The organism is Phaeacidiphilus oryzae TH49, assembly GCF_000744815.1.
Taxonomy (GTDB): domain Bacteria; phylum Actinomycetota; class Actinomycetes; order Streptomycetales; family Streptomycetaceae; genus Phaeacidiphilus; species Phaeacidiphilus oryzae.
This window is the reverse complement of the sequence record NZ_JQMQ01000005.1, coordinates 5,178,260-5,195,060: the sequence shown is the minus strand read 5'-3', so window position 1 is coordinate 5,195,060 and position 16,801 is coordinate 5,178,260. Positions and strand designations below refer to the sequence as shown.

Sequence of the window (16,801 nt, the reverse complement as noted above, 5' to 3'; positions counted from 1 at the left end):
CTGATCTACCGGACCGCTCGCTCACCGCCATCGGTATCCACACCTGAAGCCAAACCCCCGATTGATGGAGTCACGCGATCGGGGGAAGAACCCGCGAATCAGAAATTCTTACGCCTCCGAGAGCATGGCTTCCCGGACCCCGCATATCAGCAGCAGATGCCGCCAAATCCTGATTAAGGGCGTAAAGCTGAGCTAGCGGATCCTCATCAAGGGAAAATCCGTATGCCTGCGCCACCAAGCGGTCGAGAGATTCATGCAGAGTCTTTAGTCTATTATTTCCAGGATTATTTAGCGATTCATATTGCCGCTCAAGCGACACCCCGCGATCGAGATACTTCTCGCGCTCCTTCAAAATTTCAGAGGAATTGTTAACAATCCCCGCAATGACCTCTCGGGAAGGGTTTTGGGGCCACGGGAAGGTATCCCAAACGGTGGTCGATGTGTACCGAGGATCTGATTTCATAGAAGAGCAACGAGCTCGCGTCCAGACATCATGGAAACAGCTACTCAAAACGCCGAAAGAATAGTCATCATCCAGAGAAAAAACCGTCATCGAGTCGCCAGGCCGGATTGAAGCGTCGACAAAGCAGACCACTGTCCGACGATTGATACTCGCAACACGAGAGGTAGCAATATAGCGGTCGAGCGACGAGATTGCCGCTAGCATGTCACCGCGTCGATAGTTGAGCCTCCACCAATTTTCAAGGAAACGGGAATGGTGCATGTTAACACGAGCTTTTGGATTCCGCGCCAGGAGAGGAGTATTACGACTGGATTCATCTGCTGCCTTCTCCTGTCGTTTCGGCAGCACGTTCTTGCGCAGATAAGACATCAGTGTCGGGTAACGCGCTTCTGCCTCTAGGCTATCTGTTTCCGGGATGTCAATTACCCAACGATCCACAGAGGTATCGTGCAGCATCTCCCGCCCGCCAAGATACGGGTGAACTACGTCCCGATTTCTAGGATCCACAACGATTCTTCTGCGAGTAGCGCGGTCAAGTACAAATCCATCTCCCTTGGTAACGCCAGGGGTCTGTCCTTGAAAGCAAACCTGGGGTTCTTTATTCACCGGGAGAATGGCAGCCTTGGTAACGTCAATCCCCGGGCTGAGTGATGTGGGGATATGATCCATCTCCAGCCGAAGTTGGCCATCGTTAAGCCAAAGGATCTTTTTCCCAGGTTCTGCACCCTTGAGCCAATTGACTAGTGAAACGTGTACAACAGCGTCACCCGACCACGGCTGAGAAGAAACTGCTTCGAAGATTTGTCCACCGTTGTCTACGATATGATCCAATGACGATCTACGGGAATGGTTCTGACGAATAGTGTTCGTGGCAACCAATCCAGCCCTACCACCTGCTGGCAGGTGGGCGTGGGCCAACGGAAACCAGTAGGTAACGAAATCGGACACCCCACTCACGGTCGGGAACCTCTCAGCCAACCGGGCGCAGTAATCAGGGCCTAGGTCACGGATCATTCGACGACGCCCCAGAAAAGGCGGGTTTCCAATTACGACGTCGGCCTGAGGCCAATCGGTAAACAAAGCATCGGCCGCGCGAATAGCTCCGTCGAGGTTCTCCAGCGGGAGGACCTCTTCATGGTCATCCAACTCGTCGGTTGATAGTTTCTTGGCGAGCATCATCGTTACTTTGGCCATCTCGACCGCGAACGGATTGCTGTCCAAGCCGAGGAAGTGGTTCCCTGTAATCCCTGAGATTGATGTCTGGCCGGCTAGCCCTCCCCTTCTTCTTTCCGAAATCATAGATTGGATTTCATTTTCAATCCTCCTCAACTCTCGGTAGGCAACGTATAGGAAATTTCCTGAGCCACAAGCTGGATCCAGAACCTTGAAATTCGCCAGCTCAAGCAGGAGTTTTTGTAGCTCTTGGATGGTTCCTGCCTGGGCGATCCTTTCGCGCCAGGGATTGACTATGACAGGATTAACAATTTTAACGATATCTGCTTGGCTGGTGAAATGTGCCCCATGAGCGTGCCTCTCGCCTTCTTCCATGGAGCCCTCGAAAAGTGTTCCGAAAATCTCCGGCCGTACAGCAGACCAATCCGTTTCAGCCGCTCTGCGGAGAGCCTCCAGCTCATCCTTAGTGGGCTCTACCGGGAAGATCTCGGAAAAGAGGCCACCGTTAAAATAAGGCGTTCCCCGATAGCGGCCTGCTGGCGTAACCCCCGGCGTGTTCATTTCCCGAAATAGGCCAAAAACAAGATCATAGGCACTATCTTTGCCGAGGGAGTCATCCAGCGCGCGCGTGAATAGTCCGCTCGGGAGAAGGCCAATGTCTTCCGAAAACATTGCCATCACCGACTGCAAGACGAATCGCTGGGCTGCGGTCCTGGACACGCCGCGTTCATGCATTTCTGAGAAAACCCTGGCAACGCCTGCAGCCGCCTCGCGCGTCACTGCAACGAGGTCGTTATGGAAGATCGGCTTTACTTCGACGGGGAGAAGAAACGAAAGTGCGTCATATCGGTGGTCAATCTGGTCAATCGACACCCGATCCACTGGCGCATCGAGCTGCGCATCGAAGTCATAGATCCAAAACTCGTCAAAATTGCAAAGAATGACGAATCGTGGCCGATTTGGAACTGCATTTATCCAATAATCGAAAGCTTGTCGATAGTGCCGAGAAAGATCTGAGCCCGCCTTCTTCATCTCAATTAGGCATCGCGGCTTCCAAAGGAGGTCGGCGAAGGAAACTCTGTCGCGCTTTTTTATGCGCATTTCTAGGGTTGCCCCAGCCTCGCGAACGCCACCGTGTCCGAATGCCTGGAAGAGGCGATCTAGAAATACCTGAGACTCGCCTTTTTCATCCCCGCTGAGATGTTCGTTGCGGTATCGCTTGAACTCATTCAGTCGTGAGCGCAGGTCATCCGGTGCTGGGTTCGCCATACTGGCATGGTAGGACAGCAGGCGTTGCCTTACCCCTCTAACACGGCATCGCGCGTGCGGAGAGGTCTCGGGGTACTGGGTTCGCTGTTCGGCAACGGCCGAGCCCACCACCCCAGGCAGCCTTGGCCGTTGCACCTGCGGCGCTTGGTCGTAACACGGCCCGCGTCACCGGACGCTGCTCCGTGCCAGATCCGTGCCAGATCGAGGGGCCACCCGCGGGCACTCGCGGTCTGGCACGGGCGCTCCCCTACGCGCGGACCTGAGCTCGGGATACCCCAGGTCGTTCCTATGATCACCACCGAAGGCTTACAAAGCAGGGGTCGGCGGTTCGAAACCGTCTGCGCCCACCAGCCGGATCCCCGCGTTCCGAGATTCGACGAAGGCCCAGCTCAGCGAAGTTTACCGCCGAGCCTGGGCCTCTCTTGCTCCCCGGGCCCAAAGCTCCCAGGTCATGCGCCTCGCGCCGGCCGGCGCGGCGACCCACGGCTGGTGTCTGCGGACCTCCGCGCGGGGCGGCCGTGGTCGAGGTCCGAGACCGGGCAGGGCCCCGGCACGGCCCGGCGCTCGCCCGGTGAGGCGGCAGGCGGGCGCCGGGGGTCTGGACGGAAGCGCCGACGGGGTGTCAGGCGCCGTGCTCCACCGGGATCGTGCGGGCGTGGTGCTTGATGTACTCCGGCGGGGCCGGGATGCGGATGGTCAGGAGACCACCGTGGTAGGCGGCCTTGATGCCCTCGTCCGGGACGGTGAAGGGCAGCCGCACGGTGCGCTCCATGGTGCCGTAGCGGAACTCCGAGCAGAGCTTCTCCTCCTCGGTCTCCGGCTGCTCGGGGTGGTGGGCGCGGATGGTCAGGGTCTCGGCGTCCGTGGTGAGCTCGATGTCGCGGTCCGGGTCGAGCCCCGGCAGTTCGGCGCGCACCACGTACGCGTCGTCCAGCTCGGCGAGCTCGACGGGGAAGGTGCGGCTCACGAACTCGTGCAGCCACGGCAGGGACAGCATGGGAATGACGGGCAGACCGCCCTCCAGCCGCTGCCTCAGCTCGGGCAGCAGCGCGCGACGGCGCTGGATCAGCGGTGCGGGCATGATCGGATCATCTCCTCGCGGAGTCCTCTCCCCCACCGCAACTGTGCGCACGGGCCGGGCCGCGCCGAGGGGGGCCGATGGTCCCGTTCACCCTCCACTCGGCCCAGTCGAGACCCAGCCGAGACCCAGCCACGGCCCACCCGAACCCCGAACCCCCCGCCTCACGCCACCGCCGGCCCCTGGATGTAGTGCCCCGCCGAGTCGTACGGCCACGCGTTCGCGCGGCAGCCGTGGAGGCCGAAGATCTGCTGCATCATCACCGGGGCCAGCATCCCCTGCCCCGGGCAGCCCTCGTGGCCGTGGCCGATGCGGTGGCCCACCTCGTGGTTGATGATCAGCGCGCGGTACTCCGCCACCGGCCCGGGGAACTCGGGCGAACCCAGCTGCCAGCGCCGGAGGTTGACCACGACGTCCGCGCCGACGTCGCAGTTGACCTCGCCGTGGGTGTCGAGTCCGGCGGCCCCGCAGATCCGGTCCACGGTGTCCGGGGTGGCGATCTTGATCACGAAGTCCACCGGGCCGGAGGAGACCAGCCGGAAGGCGTCGTGGCCGTCGGCCGTCCAGCCGCGCGGGTTGGCGAGGATCGCCTGCACCGCGTCGGCCGCCGCGTTGGCGGAGATTCCGGCGCCGCCCTCCACCTCGACCTCGTACCGGCGCACATACCCGTGCCCGTACGCCCCGCCGGAGTGCTGCGCGACGGTGAAGTCGCCGGTGCCGTGCTCGGGGACGGACGGCGGGGCGGAGGACCGGGAGGCGGTGGGCGTCGGGCTCGTCCGCACCGTCGGGGACGCGGAGGCCCCCGGCGTCGGGCTGGTGCTCGCGCCGAGCCGACCGTCGCCCCGATCGGCCTGGGTCGCCCCGCTGCCGGGACCGGCCGCGCCGGCCACCGAGCCGGCCGACCGCGAGTCGCCGGTGAGCCCGGGCACCTCCCGCTTCAGTACGAAGAGGCCCGAACCCGCCAGCGCCACGACCACGAGCACCAGCAGTACGCGGGACCCCCTCCGCCGCGGTGCCCGCCGCCGTGACCCCCTGCGCCCGGGCGCCGGACGCCCCCTGTGCCCACCCATGCCATGCCCTCCCCATCCACGGAGTCGGCACCTGGGCACGCTCCACGACGACAGAGGGAAGGCTGATTCAGTCAGATGATCGCACCAGGGCGGTACGGTCACGAGTCCGTAACACCACCCGCCGGGAGGGCAGTTGGCCCCGCCGGGAGCAGGCCCGCGGTGCCCGCGGGCAACACCCGAGGCAGCCGGGCACCACCCCCTGAGCAGCGGCGCAGCAGCGGCGCAGCAGCGGCGCAGCGGGGCCGCAGCAGGCCCGCAGCAGCCCCCTCCCTGTGTGACGGTTGTGGAACAATCGTGCCCCTGCGGTGCGAACCCCCTGTGGATCAGCCCCGCCAACTGCGCATACTGATGCCCATGCCGCGTGTCCTGCTGATCGAAGACGATCCCGCCGTCCAACGCGGGGTCGCATCGGGACTGCGGTACCGGGGCCACGAGGTGACGGCGGCCTCGACCGGCGAGGAGGGCCTCGCCGAGTTCCACTCCAACCGCCCCGACGTGCTGATCCTCGACCTGATGCTGCCCGGCGTCTCCGGCCTGGACGTCTGCCGGCGGGTGCGCGACCGGGACCAGATCCCGATCATCATCGTGACCGCCCGCGGCGACGACGTGGACGTGGTCGTCGGCCTGGAGGCCGGCGCGGACGACTACGTGGTCAAGCCCGTGCGCGCGGCAGTCCTGGACGCCCGGATACGCGCGGTGCTGCGCCGCAGCGACCCGGCGGGACCGGGCGCCGCCCCCGGCCGGCCGGTCCCGCGGACCTACGGGGACCTGACCGTCGACCGGGCGGCCATGGAGGTCACCCACCGCGGCGAGCCGGTCCCGCTCGCCCCCTCCGAACTGCGCCTGCTGCTGGCCCTGTCGGCCGCCCCGGGCCAGGTCTTCAGCCGCCAGCAGCTGCTGGAGACCGTCTGGGAGCACGGCTACCACGGGGACGCCCGGCTGGTGGACGCCTGCGTGAAGCGCCTGCGCGGCAAGCTCGGCGAACTCGGCGACGCGCCCAGCTACATCGAGACGGTACGCGGCTTCGGGTACCGCTTCCGCGCCGGATGAGCGGCACCAGCCGGAACGACCGGGCCGACCACCCCGACCGGAGCAGCCGAAACACCCCACTGCGCCGCCCCGGCCAGCCCGGCCTACCCGGCCTGCCTGGCCAACCCGGCCAGCCCAGCCACCCCGGCCACCCCGTCCACCAGGGCCACCCCGTCCACCCCGGTCACCCCGCCCAGCCCCCTCCGGTCGACCAACCCGCCGCAGCCGCCCGCCGCGCCCTCACCGCCGCGGCCGCCGCGAAGGCGGGCAACGCGCTGCGCGGGCTCCGCTTCCGCCTCGTCGTCGGCTTCACCCTGGTCGCGGTCGCGGGCGTGCTGGCCACCGGCGTGATGACGTTCCGGGAGGCCCGGATCGGCGTCCTCCAGCAGAGCCAGGACATGGTGGTGGACGAGTTCCGGGACAGCGTGGACACCCTCGCGCCGGACGTCCCCGTCCCGCCCGGCCAGACCGACCTGTCGGCCCTGGCGGAGCAGCTCTCCTGGACCCACCGCTCGCAGCACTGGCGCGTCCTGGCCACCTACGGAGACCGCCAGGCGGCCTCCCCGACCGGGGACCGCTTCCCGGAGCTGACCCCCGCCCTGCGCCGGTCGGTGGGCACCCGCTCGGTCGCCGTCTTCCAGCGGGTGCGCACCGGCGGCCGCTCCTCCCTGGTCGTCGGCCTCCCGGTGGCCGCCGACTCGGCCGACGGCACCCGGATCGGCAGCGGACTCGACCTCTACCTGGTGGTACCGCAGTCCACGGAGCAGGAGAACGTCGACGCGCTGGTCGGCGCGGCCGAACGGGCGGCGGTGCCGGCCCTCGGACTGGCCGTCCTGCTGGCGCTGTTCGTCGCCCAGGGCGTGCTGCGTCCGGTGCGGGCGCTGCGCCAGGCGACCCGGCGGATGGCCGCCGGCCGCCTCGACACCCGGCTCAGCGTCCACGGCTCGGACGAACTCGCCGACCTCTCCCGGGCGTTCAACGAGACCGCGGCCGCCCTGGAGCAGTCCGTCACCGAGCTCCGCCGCATGGAGGCGCAGGCGCACCGCTTCGTCGCGGACGTCTCCCACGAGCTGCGCACCCCGCTGGCCGCGATGTCCGCGGTGACCGACATCCTGGACGGTGAGGCGGCCCAGCTGACCGGGGACACCGCCGACGCGGTCCGGCTGGTCAGCGAGGAGACGGCCCGGCTCGCCCGGCTGGTCGACGACCTGATGGAGATCTCCCGCTTCGACGCCGGCGCCGCCGAACTCCGCCTGGACGAGATCGACCTGGCCGAGTCGGTACGGCACACCCTGGCCGGCCGCGGCTGGCAGGACCGGGTGGTGACCAGGCTGCCCGCGCCGGGGGTGCTCCGCGCCACGGTCGATCCGCGCCGCTTCGACGTGGTGGTGGCCAACCTGGTCGGCAACGCCCTGAGCCACGGCTCGCCGCCGGTGACCCTCACCCTGGAACGGCTCCGGGCGCGCCCGTCCGCCGGTGGCGCGGAGCAGGTACGGCTGACCGTCCGCGACCGCGGCCCCGGCATCCCGGGGGAGGCGCTGCCGCATATCTTCGAGCGCTTCTACAAGGCGAGTTCGGCCCGCGTCCGCAGCGAGAGCAGCGGCCTCGGCCTCGCCATCACCAAGGAGAACGTGCGGCTGCACGGCGGTCGTATCCGGGCCGCCAGCCACCCACAGGAGGGGACGGTCTTCACCGTGGACCTCCCCGTCCGCCCCGCCGCGCCGAACCGCGCGGGCGCGCCGGAGGCGGTCACCGGCCCGGACGAGGAGCCGGCATGGGCGTGACCGGACCGGACTCCCGCCCACGGCCGACGGCCGACGGCCGGCTCCTGCCACCGACCGGCACAGCGCCCGCGAAGGCGCTCGGCACGGCGCTCGCGACAGCTCTCGGGACGGCGCTGGCGCTCTCCCTCGCCGGCTGCGGCGTCCCCGGCTCCGGCGTGATCGACGCCGGCGCGCCGGCGACCGGCCTGGCGATGCCGCCGACGCGACCGCCGTCGGGCACCGTCGCGCCCTGGGCATCGAGGGCTCCGGCACCGACGACCGCGCCCACCGCGTCCCCCGCCCGCCTCCGGGTCTTCGTCTACCTCCTGGCCGCCGGCCGCCTCCGCCCGGTCGTCCGCGACCTCCGGGCCGGCGGCGACCCGGTCGCCGCCGCGGTGAACGCCCTCCTCGCCGGCCCTACCGCGGCCGAGCGCGCCGGCCCCGCCGGGCTGGGCACCCGCCTGTCCCGCCCCGCCGGAACCGTCCACGTGCGGGTGGCCGGCCGGACCGTCCTCGTCGACCTGCCCGGACGGGCGCCCGCACCGGACGCCCTGGCGATGCGCCAGCTCACCTGCACCGCAGCGCTCGCCCTCCGCACCGCCACCGCCGCGCCGACCCCCTCCCCGGTCACGGGCGGGGAGGGCGCGGAGGGAGTCGAGGTCGACGTCCTCACCTCCGGCCACCGGCTCACCGGCCGCAGCGACGGCACGGCCAAGTCCTGCCCGCCGCCGACCAGCCCCGGCTGACCACCGACCCGACCGGACTCGACTGGACTCGACCGGAACCGACCTGACACCCCTGCTCGCTACACCCGCATCGTCCCCGGCAGCACGTAGTAGAAGAGCAGCCCGATCAGCACCAGATAGGCCAGCACGGCCAGCGTCCAGCCCAGGTTGTAGCGGATCACCTGCCCCTCGCTGCGGACCAGCCGCGTCGTGGCCACCCCGACGCTCGCGGTCTGTGGGGCGACCGGCTTGCCGACCTCCGCGCCCAGCGAGTTGAGTGAGGGGAACAGCAGCACCGGCGCGTGCAGCAGGTTCGCCACCGAGTACTGCAGCCCGCCGAAGAGCGCGTTCGCCGAGGTGTTGCTGCCGGAGAGGGCCACCGCGACCCAGCCGAGCAGCGGGGAGACGATGATGAACGCCGAGCCGGCCTGCGCGAAGCCGTGCGCCACCGAGTTGCCCATCCCGGAGAAGTTGTAGACGTACGCCAGGCCGAAGACGATCGGCCCGACCAGCAGCGCGCCCCACATCTGCCGGAAGGTGTTCCGCGCGACCTGCCGCAGCTCCGCCGCGTTCGGCCGCAGGAAGGCCGCGATGATGATCCAGCAGACCAGGATCGCGGTGCCGGCCACGAACGGCGCGAAGGACCAACTCGCCTTGCTCAGCTTGCCGGAGAGCGAGGAGACGGCGTCCACATGCGGGGCGAACGGCACGTACTTCGGCAGCGGGGACCACGGGCCGGTCCAGGCCACCACCACGGCGACCAGGATCCCGAACGGCACCAGCCCCCGCCACGCCTGCCGCACCGGAGCACCGGCCCGGGCGGCCCCCGGCCCGGCGGACGCCGGCTCCCCGGACGGCGACTCCCCGGACGGCGACTCGCCGGACGGCGGCTCGCCCGCCAGCCCCCGTTCGTGCTCCCGGATCTGCTCCTCCGTCAGCGGCGTCCCGCCGAAGCCCAGGATCGACTTCGGCCTCCAGTACCGCAGCAGCACCAGCAGCGCGCCGAAGCAGACCAGCGACCCGATCACGTCCGGCAGATACGGCCCGAGCCACTGCGAGGTCGGGTACTGCCCGAGGATGTACGCCAGCGAGCCGACCACCGCCAGCGGCCAGCCGTCCCGGAACCCGCGCTTCCCGCTCACCAGGTAGATCAGCAGCCACGGCGGGGCGAGCGCCAGCACCGCGACGATCTTTCCGACCGCCGCCGACAGCGACATCAGCGGCAGCCCCGTCACCGCCGCCAGACCGATGATGGGCGCCCCCAGCGCTCCGAAGGAGACGGGTGCGTTGTTGGCCAGCGCGGCCACCCGGATCGCGGCCAGGTCGGCCATTCCGAAGCCGATGAGCAGTGGGGCCACCACGGCCCACGGGTAGCCGAACCCGACCAGCCCCTCCATCAGTGCCCCGAACGCCCAGGCCATCAGCAGTGTCTGCACCCGGATGTCGGCCGTCGCATGGGTCACCAGCCAGCGCTTGAAGGCCTCGAACGCCCCGGTGACCACCATCGTGTTGTAGATGACGACGCCCCACAGCACGATCCAGTCCACCGACCACACACCGGTGGCGGCGCCGAGTCCGTACGCGGCGAAGGTATGCCCGACCGGTGCCTGCCACAGCGTCATCGCCTCGACCAGGGTCACCACCGAGGCGATGATCGCCGCCTTCCAGGCACTCATCCGGAAGGCGGCCAGCAGGAGCAGCAGGACCACTGCGGGCACCAGCGCGAGGAGGGTGCTGCCCAGAGTGCTGTGCGCGGGGTCCAGCACCTGGTGGAAGACGTCGGCCGTCATCCGCACACCTCCTCGGCCCGGCACGACCGTCTGTCGGCGGGGGTGCCGGGACCGGCACCGGCGGTGGGCGGGGACGCAAGCGACGGGACGGGCATGGGACCTCCATGGGCTCCGCACGGTACGGGTGCGGATTCCGCGATGTGATCAACGCCTTTCGCGTAGAGGAATATGGGCGCAGCCCAGGTGACTGTCAAGGCTGCTAACAAAACCCGCCCGCGCGACCCGGTCTCAGCCGCGCGAGTCCGCGCCCATCCGCTCGGTGCCCAGCACCGAGAGGAGCCGCAGAGCCTGTTCCGACGGCGAGCCGGGGACGGCCGTGTAGATGACGACCTGCTGGTCGCGGTCGGAGATGTCCAGGGCGTCGCAGTCGACCGTGATCCGGCCCACCAGGCGGTGCTGGAAGGTCTTCTGCAGCGTCGGCTCGCCGACCACCTCGCGGGCCGCCCACAACCGCTCGAACTCCCGGCTCCCGGCCCGGAGTTCGTCCACCAGCTCGGCCAGCCCCGGATCTTCCGGGTAGCGGGCCGTCGAGTTCCGCAGCCTGGCCACCGAGTTGCGCCGGAACGCCTCCACGTCCGACACCCCGTAGAGCGTCCGCCCCTCCTGGCGCGGCTGGAGGAAGGCCCGGCGCAGCAGGTTGCGGTCCCGGGGCGGCACCGCCGAGAAGTCCTCCATCAGCGCGGCCGCCAGCTCGTTCCAGGCGAGCACCTCGAACGCGGCGGAGGTGACGAAGGCGGCGGACAGCGGCATCCGGTCCAGCATGTCGAGGATGCTCCGCCGCACCTCACGGGGCGGCCCCAGCGGGCGCACCGGCGGCGCGCCGGCCAGCAGGTGGAGATGGTCGCGCTCGCGGTCGGAGAGCCGCAGCGCCCGGGTGAGCCCGGCGAGCACCTCGGCCGAGGGCTTCGGCGCGCGGGCCTGTTCGAGCCGCGTGTAGTACTCGATGGAGATGTACGCGAGCTGGGCCACCTCCTCGCGCCGCAGTCCCGGGGTGCGCCGGCGCTGCCCGGTCGGCAGCCCCGCCTCCGCGGGACTGATCCGCTCCCGCCTGCTGCGCAGGAAGTCCGCCAGCTCTCGTCTGTCCACGCACCCAGTCTGCGCGACCCCGGATCGCGGAGCCAGGTACGGGTGATGCCTGGATGGCCGCCCCGGCCGGGCGCAGCCTCGATGCCATGAGCGACACCACGACGAACCCCGCGAGCACGACGAACCCCGCAAGCACGACGAACACCGCAACCACCCCAACCACCGCGAGCACGACGGACGCCACGGACACCGCGACCGCCCCCCGCCCGCTCCTGGCCGGCAAGGTCGCCTTCATCAGCGGCGCCGGCCGCGGCATCGGCGCCGCCGCCGCCCGGCTGTTCGCCCGCGAGGGCGCCCGCGTGATGCTCGCGGCCCGCACCGAGGCGCAGCTGAAGTCGGTGGCCGGGGAGGTCCGGGCGGCCGGCGGCACCGCCGAGTACGTGGTCTGCGACCTGGCCGACCCGGCCGCGGTACGGGCCGCGGTGGAGGCCACCGTGGACCGCTTCGGGCGGCTGGACGCCGCCTTCAACAACGGTGGGATCGCCGTCCCGCCCGGCCCGATGGACACCACCCCGGAGTCCGATTTCGACCAGCTCTACCAGGTCAACCTGAAGAGCGTCTGGGTGGCCATGTCCGCCGAGGTCGCCGCCATCCGGGCGACCGCCGGCACCGGGGCGATCGTCAACAACAGCTCTGTCGGCAGCCTTCGCGGCAACCCCGCGCTGCCCGCCTACGGAGCCATGAAGCGCGCGGTCAACAGCCTCACCGAGTCGGCCGCGGTGACCTACGGCCCGGAGGGCATCCGGGTCAACGCGATCGCCCCCGGCCACACCTCCACCGAGATGATCCGGGAATGGGCGGAGCACACCCCCGGCCTGGTCGACCACCTGATCTCCCTCACCCCGCTGCACCGCGCGGCCGACCCGGCCGAGATCGCCGAGACCGCCGCCTGGCTGCTCAGCGACCGCTCCTCGTACGTCACCGGCGCGGTCCTCCCGGTGGACGGCGGCGCCCGCGCCTGAGCGAGCCGGCGCCCGGACGGTACGCTGCGGCCATGCCTCGTTACGAATACCGGTGCCGGACCTGTGGTGCGACCTTCGAGTTGCGGCGGCCGATGGCGGCGGCGAACGCCGCGGCCGTCTGCCCGTCCGGGCACGACGATGTGGTGAAGCTGCTCTCGACGGTCGCGGTGACCGGCACGGCCGGCGCCCAGGCCCCCGCCCCGGGCGCGGGCGGCGGTGGCGGCTGCTGCGGGGGGTCCTGCGGCTGCGGCGGCTGAGCCGCACCGCGGGTCGCACCGCCGGGTCGCAACGCTGAGCCGCACCGCCGGGTCGCAACGCTGAGCCGCACGGACATCGGGGCGCGCGCCGGGGCCGAGCCCCCCGCACGCCCCGGTTCGCTTGCCGGGTTCACTCAGCGGCCGGACCATGGATGCGTCGACCGTCCTGCCCCCCAACCCCCAGGAGGCGGCGATGCAACTCAACGACAAGCATCCGGCGGACCACCGGCTCAACCTCGTCTACCGCTACGGGGCCGGTTTCATCGGCCTCGTGCTGCTGGTCTTCGGCGCCTTCGGCTTCGCCGGCGACGTCGGTTTCTTCAGCACCAACGGGGACAAGCTCGCCGGGCTGTCCACCAACGGACTGCTCTCCCTGCTCTCCATCCTCTTCGGCCTGCTGCTGATGTTCGGCGCGGTGCGCGGCGGGAACTTCGCCTCCACCCTCAACACGGTGGTCGGAGTGATCTTCCTGATCAGCGGCTTCGTCAATCTGGGCCTGCTGGACGGGCCGAACAACTTCCTGGCCTTCCACATCCAGAACGTCCTGTTCAGCTTCGTGGTCGGGCTGATCCTGATGATGTTCGGCCTCTACGGCCGGGTCACCGGCGGCCTGGCGCACGACAACCCCTACTGGCGCAAGCGGCACCCGGAGAAGGCGGCCAAGGAGGACGCGATCGCCATCGCCCGCGTCCCGCACGTCCCGCCGCGCAGCCTCTGACCGCGCCCGCCCTCCGACCCGCGCCTGGACGGCATGGAAGGCGGCGCGGGCGGCGGTCGACCGGCGTCCCGGTCGGACTGATCCGTCCACTGGCACGGATCAGTCGGGAGCCACGATCCCCGCGCAGGTGACGGGGAGGCCCTCGACCCGTTCGACCGGGACGCCGTGCTGCCCCGCCAGCGCGAGCGCCTGGCGGAGCCCCAGGTCCTCGGCCGCCGCCGACTCCGGCGACGACGCGCTGACGAGTACGGCGAGCGGCCGCCGCTGCTCCAGCACCCGGATCGTCTCGCCGACCCCGGGCCGGACCAGCTCGGCGCCTGAGCTCCTGCCGTGCGCCAGCCCCCGCTCACGGGCGATCCGCTCCGCGGCGTCCCAGGCCGCCCAGTCCGGCTCGCGGTCCTCGGGGTCGGCCTCGACCAGCTCGGCCGCCTCGTGGACGGCCTCGTCCCGTACCTCCTCGAAGCGGGCGGTCACCGCCTCCAGGAAGGTCGCCGTCGCGTCCGCCCCGGCCAGCTCGCGGAAGCAGCGCGCTCCGTGGAAGGCGCCCTCGGCGACCGGCACCGGGCGGGAGACGAGACCGCAGACGGTGGCGTCCAGGTGCGCGGACGGGATCAGCAGGTCCTCGCGGGTGCCGAAGGTGCGGGCGCAGCGCGCCGGGTCGGCCAGCACCGCGGGTTCCGGGGTGAACGGCGTGCCGTCCAGCGCCTCGACGAGCTCCCTGGTGCGCGCTCCGCGGCCGGTCCAGCCGTCCACGAAGACCACGTCCGCCGGATCGTGCCGGGCCGCCAGGTAGCGGAGGGCGGCCGGGTCGACCCCGCGCCCGCGGACCATCGAGACGGCGTAGTGCCGCAGCCGTATGCCGTGGCCCCAGGCCGCCCAGCGGCGGATCAGGATGCCCACCGGGGTGCCCGCTCGCAGCAGCGAGGCCAGCACGATGTTCCCGCCGAAGCCGTCCGGCTGCTCCCGGCCGCGCTCGGCTATCAGGGTCTCGGTGAGGACGCCGACGGCGCGGGCGGTGTGCCGGGCGCCCTCGGCGAGCGCCTCCTCGAAGAGCCGCTGGTGCTCGGCGGCGGGCTGGTACTCGACCGGAAGGGCGGTGGGGGCCGCGTCCAGCGGCACCCCGGTGAGGTCGGTGAGCAGCCAGGCCACCTCCTCGCCCGCGCAGCTGGAGAACCCCGGCCCGCCGAGCGGGACGAGCTCCCTCCGCCCGGGGGCGCGGAGCGGCGCCGGCACCGGGACATGGCCGGACGAGGCGGCGTCGACGGGCGGCGGCATCGTCGTCATGGGCGTCCCCGATCTTCGGCGTGCACTTCGGTCCGGCAGGGCTCGGCGATACACGAAGAACGTAGCCGAGATCACGTTTGGTTCCACTGCTCCCGGCGCCATTCTCCCTCAGGGAAGGCGATGCTCGGGCACAGAGTCGGGCATATCCGACAAAATACAGAGACGAATGACACAGCGGTGCGACAGAGAGGCGGTACCCCATGATCGTGGCGTTCTCCGTGACCCCGATCGGCAGCGGTGAGGACGTCGGCGACGCGGTCGCCGAGGCGGTCCGCGTGGTGCGGGCCAGCGGGCTGCCCAACCGGACCGATTCGATGTTCACCACCGTCGAGGGCGAGTGGGACGAGGTGATGGACGTGGTGCGCCGGGCCACCGACGCGGTCCGGGCCGCCAGCAGCCGGGTGAGCCTGGTGCTCAAGGCGGACATCCGGGCCGGGGTGACCGACGGGATGACCGCCAAGGTCGAGAGCGTCGAGCGACGCCTCGCCGACACCGCCAAGAGCTAGCCTCTTCCCATGGCGGAGGTCATGTCCAAGGGCGCGAACACCCGGCTCGCGGTACGCGCGGTGCGGGCCGTTCTGCGCTGGCACGACGCCCCCGGCACCCCCGACGTCGACGTGTCGGCGCTGCTGCTGGGCGCGGACGGCCGGGTGCGCACCGACGCCGACTTCGTCTTCTACAACCAGCCCCGGCACCCGTCCGGCCTGGTCAGGCACCGGGCCAAGCAGCGGTTCGGGGAAGAGGTCGCGGACCTGCTCGACGTCGACCTGGGCCGGCTGCCGGCCGCCGTCGAGCGGGTGGTGGTCGCCGCCTCGGCCGAGGGCGCGACCTTCGGCCGGGTCCCGGCGCTCCGGCTGCTGCTGCACGACCAGCGCACGGCCGGCCTACCCGGTGACGAACCGCTGCTCCGCTTCGACCTGACCGACGCCGTGCGCGAGACCGCGCTCCTCTGCGGGGAGCTCTACCGCAGGGACGGCGGCTGGAAGTTCCGCGCGATCGGCCAGGGATACGAGTCCGGCCTGGTCGGCCTGGCCACCGACTTCGGCATCGTGGTGGACGAGGAGCCGGCCGGGGCGCCTGCCGAGGCGGCCTCCCGGACGCCGCCGTCCGCGCGGTCCGGCGCGGACACCCCGACCGAGGCCGGCTCCCCGCCGACCGGCGCGGGGGGCGGCAGCGGGAAAGGCGTCGGGAGTAGGACGGGGAGCGGGAGAGGGAGCGGAAGCGGCCAGGGCGGGCGCCCCGGCTCCGGCGGCTCGCCGGATATTGCCCTGCCGCCCCAGGGCCCGCAGTTCACCCCCCGCTGACCGGTAGTCCCCGAGGTCCGCGGCTGGAGACCCGCCCGGCGCCGGCCCGCGCGGCCCCCGCACCTCAGCCGTTGACCTCCGGCCCGGAGCCGCCCTTGTAGCCGCGCTTCCACTGCAGGCCCCAGCCGTACAACCGGTCCAACTCGGCCTGGTAGCCGTAGACGTAGCGCACCTCGCGGCGGACGGTGATCCGCTCGCCCTTCCGCTCCAGCAGTGCGACCGCGCAGGAGCGGGCGTGCGAGTCCCGCTCGTCCAGGCGGATCTCGATCCGCGGGCCGGCGTACGGGAAGAAGGTCACCACCCCGTGGGTGCGGGCGAAGGCCGGGGTCTCGTCGTAGATGTAGACGAAGATCAGCAGGCGCCGGAAGGCCTCCTTCTGGTCCATGTTGACGTACATCGTCTCGCCGGACGGGGCGCCGTACCGGTCGTCGCCGCTGAGCTTGATGAACGGCGGGTGCTGGAGCTCCCCGAAGTAGCCGCCGAGCGGCTGCACCACGCCCTTGGTGCCGTCCGTGAGTTCGTACATGCAGGCCAGGTCGAGGTCCACGTTCACCATCGGCTTGCTGGCCGACTGCACCTCGATCGGCCGGAACAGCCCCCCGCCGTTGAACAGCCCGCCGCCGCGCTGCCGGCGCGGGGTCAGGTCCGCCTCCCGCATCGTCCAGTGCAGGTTGACCTGGAGCGTGCCGGAGAGCGTGGCCTGCTCGCCCAGTTCGACGACCGGCTGCGACTTGGTGAGCGTGACCCGGTTGACACCGGTGTCGTACTGGCGCTCGCTCCTGCGCAGAAAGTCCCGGACCCCCGCCATCGGCTCCACCCCTTCACCTGAC

The 16,801-nt window shown here is 70.4% G+C and carries 15 protein-coding genes; 8 read left to right on the top strand and 7 right to left on the bottom strand.

From position 1 onward, the window contains the following. Positions 1–70 precede the first annotated feature (70 nt). The 3 genes from BS73_RS36580 to BS73_RS26660 form a co-directional block, all read right to left on the bottom strand. On the bottom strand, positions 71–2,905 hold the full coding sequence (locus BS73_RS36580) for a DNA methyltransferase (RefSeq protein WP_084704890.1): 2,835 nt from the start codon (positions 2,903–2,905) through the stop codon (positions 71–73). Positions 2,906–3,527: 622 nt separating this feature from the next. Then, positions 3,528–3,986, bottom strand: a complete 459-nt coding sequence (locus tag BS73_RS26665; RefSeq protein ID WP_235215539.1) for an Hsp20/alpha crystallin family protein — start codon at positions 3,984–3,986, stop codon at positions 3,528–3,530. Positions 3,987–4,147: 161 nt separating this feature from the next. Continuing rightward, complete coding sequence (locus tag BS73_RS26660) at positions 4,148–5,053, bottom strand: DUF3152 domain-containing protein (RefSeq protein WP_037576668.1); 906 nt, start codon at positions 5,051–5,053, stop codon at positions 4,148–4,150. Positions 5,054–5,407: 354 nt separating this feature from the next. Between BS73_RS26660 and BS73_RS26655 the strand changes: the two genes are divergently transcribed. The 3 genes from BS73_RS26655 to BS73_RS35100 are packed head-to-tail and all read left to right on the top strand — an operon-like array spanning position 5,408 to position 8,591. Beyond that, positions 5,408–6,103 carry a response regulator transcription factor gene (locus tag BS73_RS26655; protein ID WP_037576665.1) on the top strand — a complete coding sequence of 232 codons (696 nt, stop codon included), beginning with the start codon at positions 5,408–5,410 and terminating at the stop codon, positions 6,101–6,103. After that, on the top strand, positions 6,100–7,866 hold the full coding sequence (locus BS73_RS26650) for an ATP-binding protein (protein WP_063837073.1): 1,767 nt from the start codon (positions 6,100–6,102) through the stop codon (positions 7,864–7,866). The genes BS73_RS26655 and BS73_RS26650 overlap by 4 nt, the downstream gene beginning before the upstream one ends. Beyond that, a complete protein-coding gene (locus BS73_RS35100) occupies positions 7,857–8,591 on the top strand; it encodes a hypothetical protein (RefSeq protein WP_051940720.1) in 735 nt (244 codons plus the stop codon). Before BS73_RS26650 ends, BS73_RS35100 begins: the two co-directional genes overlap by 10 nt. A gap of 59 nt (positions 8,592–8,650) precedes the next feature. Here the strand turns inward: BS73_RS35100 and BS73_RS26640 are convergent, their stop codons facing one another. Both BS73_RS26640 and BS73_RS26635 read right to left on the bottom strand, forming a co-directional pair. Further along, positions 8,651–10,360: an L-lactate permease gene (locus tag BS73_RS26640; protein ID WP_037576662.1), complete on the bottom strand. Its 1,710-nt coding sequence runs from the start codon at positions 10,358–10,360 to the stop codon at positions 8,651–8,653. A gap of 228 nt (positions 10,361–10,588) precedes the next feature. Next, positions 10,589–11,446: a helix-turn-helix transcriptional regulator gene (locus tag BS73_RS26635; protein WP_037576660.1), complete on the bottom strand. Its 858-nt coding sequence runs from the start codon at positions 11,444–11,446 to the stop codon at positions 10,589–10,591. 86 nt (positions 11,447–11,532) lie between these two features. Between BS73_RS26635 and BS73_RS26630 the strand changes: the two genes are divergently transcribed. From BS73_RS26630 to BS73_RS26620, 3 genes are all read left to right on the top strand, one after another. After that, complete coding sequence (locus BS73_RS26630; RefSeq protein ID WP_037581238.1) at positions 11,533–12,408, top strand: SDR family NAD(P)-dependent oxidoreductase; 876 nt, start codon at positions 11,533–11,535, stop codon at positions 12,406–12,408. Between the two features lie 32 nt (positions 12,409–12,440). Further along, a complete protein-coding gene (locus tag BS73_RS26625) occupies positions 12,441–12,665 on the top strand; it encodes an FmdB family zinc ribbon protein (RefSeq protein WP_037576657.1) in 225 nt (74 codons plus the stop codon). Between the two features lie 193 nt (positions 12,666–12,858). Continuing rightward, positions 12,859–13,383 (top strand): DUF4383 domain-containing protein, encoded by a 525-nt coding sequence (locus BS73_RS26620; RefSeq protein ID WP_084704384.1) that lies wholly within the window; start codon positions 12,859–12,861, stop codon positions 13,381–13,383. Positions 13,384–13,482: 99 nt separating this feature from the next. Here BS73_RS26620 and BS73_RS26615 read toward each other — a convergent pair whose 3' ends face one another. Beyond that, positions 13,483–14,667, bottom strand: a complete 1,185-nt coding sequence (locus tag BS73_RS26615; protein WP_063837072.1) for a cysteine protease StiP domain-containing protein — start codon at positions 14,665–14,667, stop codon at positions 13,483–13,485. A 200-nt stretch (positions 14,668–14,867) separates the two neighbouring features. Here BS73_RS26615 and BS73_RS26610 point away from each other — a divergent pair, with 200 nt between their 5' ends. After that, entirely contained in the window at positions 14,868–15,173 is a 306-nt protein-coding gene (locus tag BS73_RS26610; RefSeq protein ID WP_037576654.1) for an MTH1187 family thiamine-binding protein, read from the top strand. 9 nt (positions 15,174–15,182) lie between these two features. Further along, a complete protein-coding gene (locus BS73_RS26605) occupies positions 15,183–15,971 on the top strand; it encodes a TerD family protein (RefSeq protein ID WP_084704382.1) in 789 nt (262 codons plus the stop codon). 64 nt (positions 15,972–16,035) lie between these two features. Here the strand turns inward: BS73_RS26605 and BS73_RS26600 are convergent, their stop codons facing one another. After that, positions 16,036–16,779 carry a Tellurium resistance gene (locus tag BS73_RS26600; RefSeq protein ID WP_037581228.1) on the bottom strand — a complete coding sequence of 248 codons (744 nt, stop codon included), beginning with the start codon at positions 16,777–16,779 and terminating at the stop codon, positions 16,036–16,038. Positions 16,780–16,801: the final 22 nt, after the last annotated feature.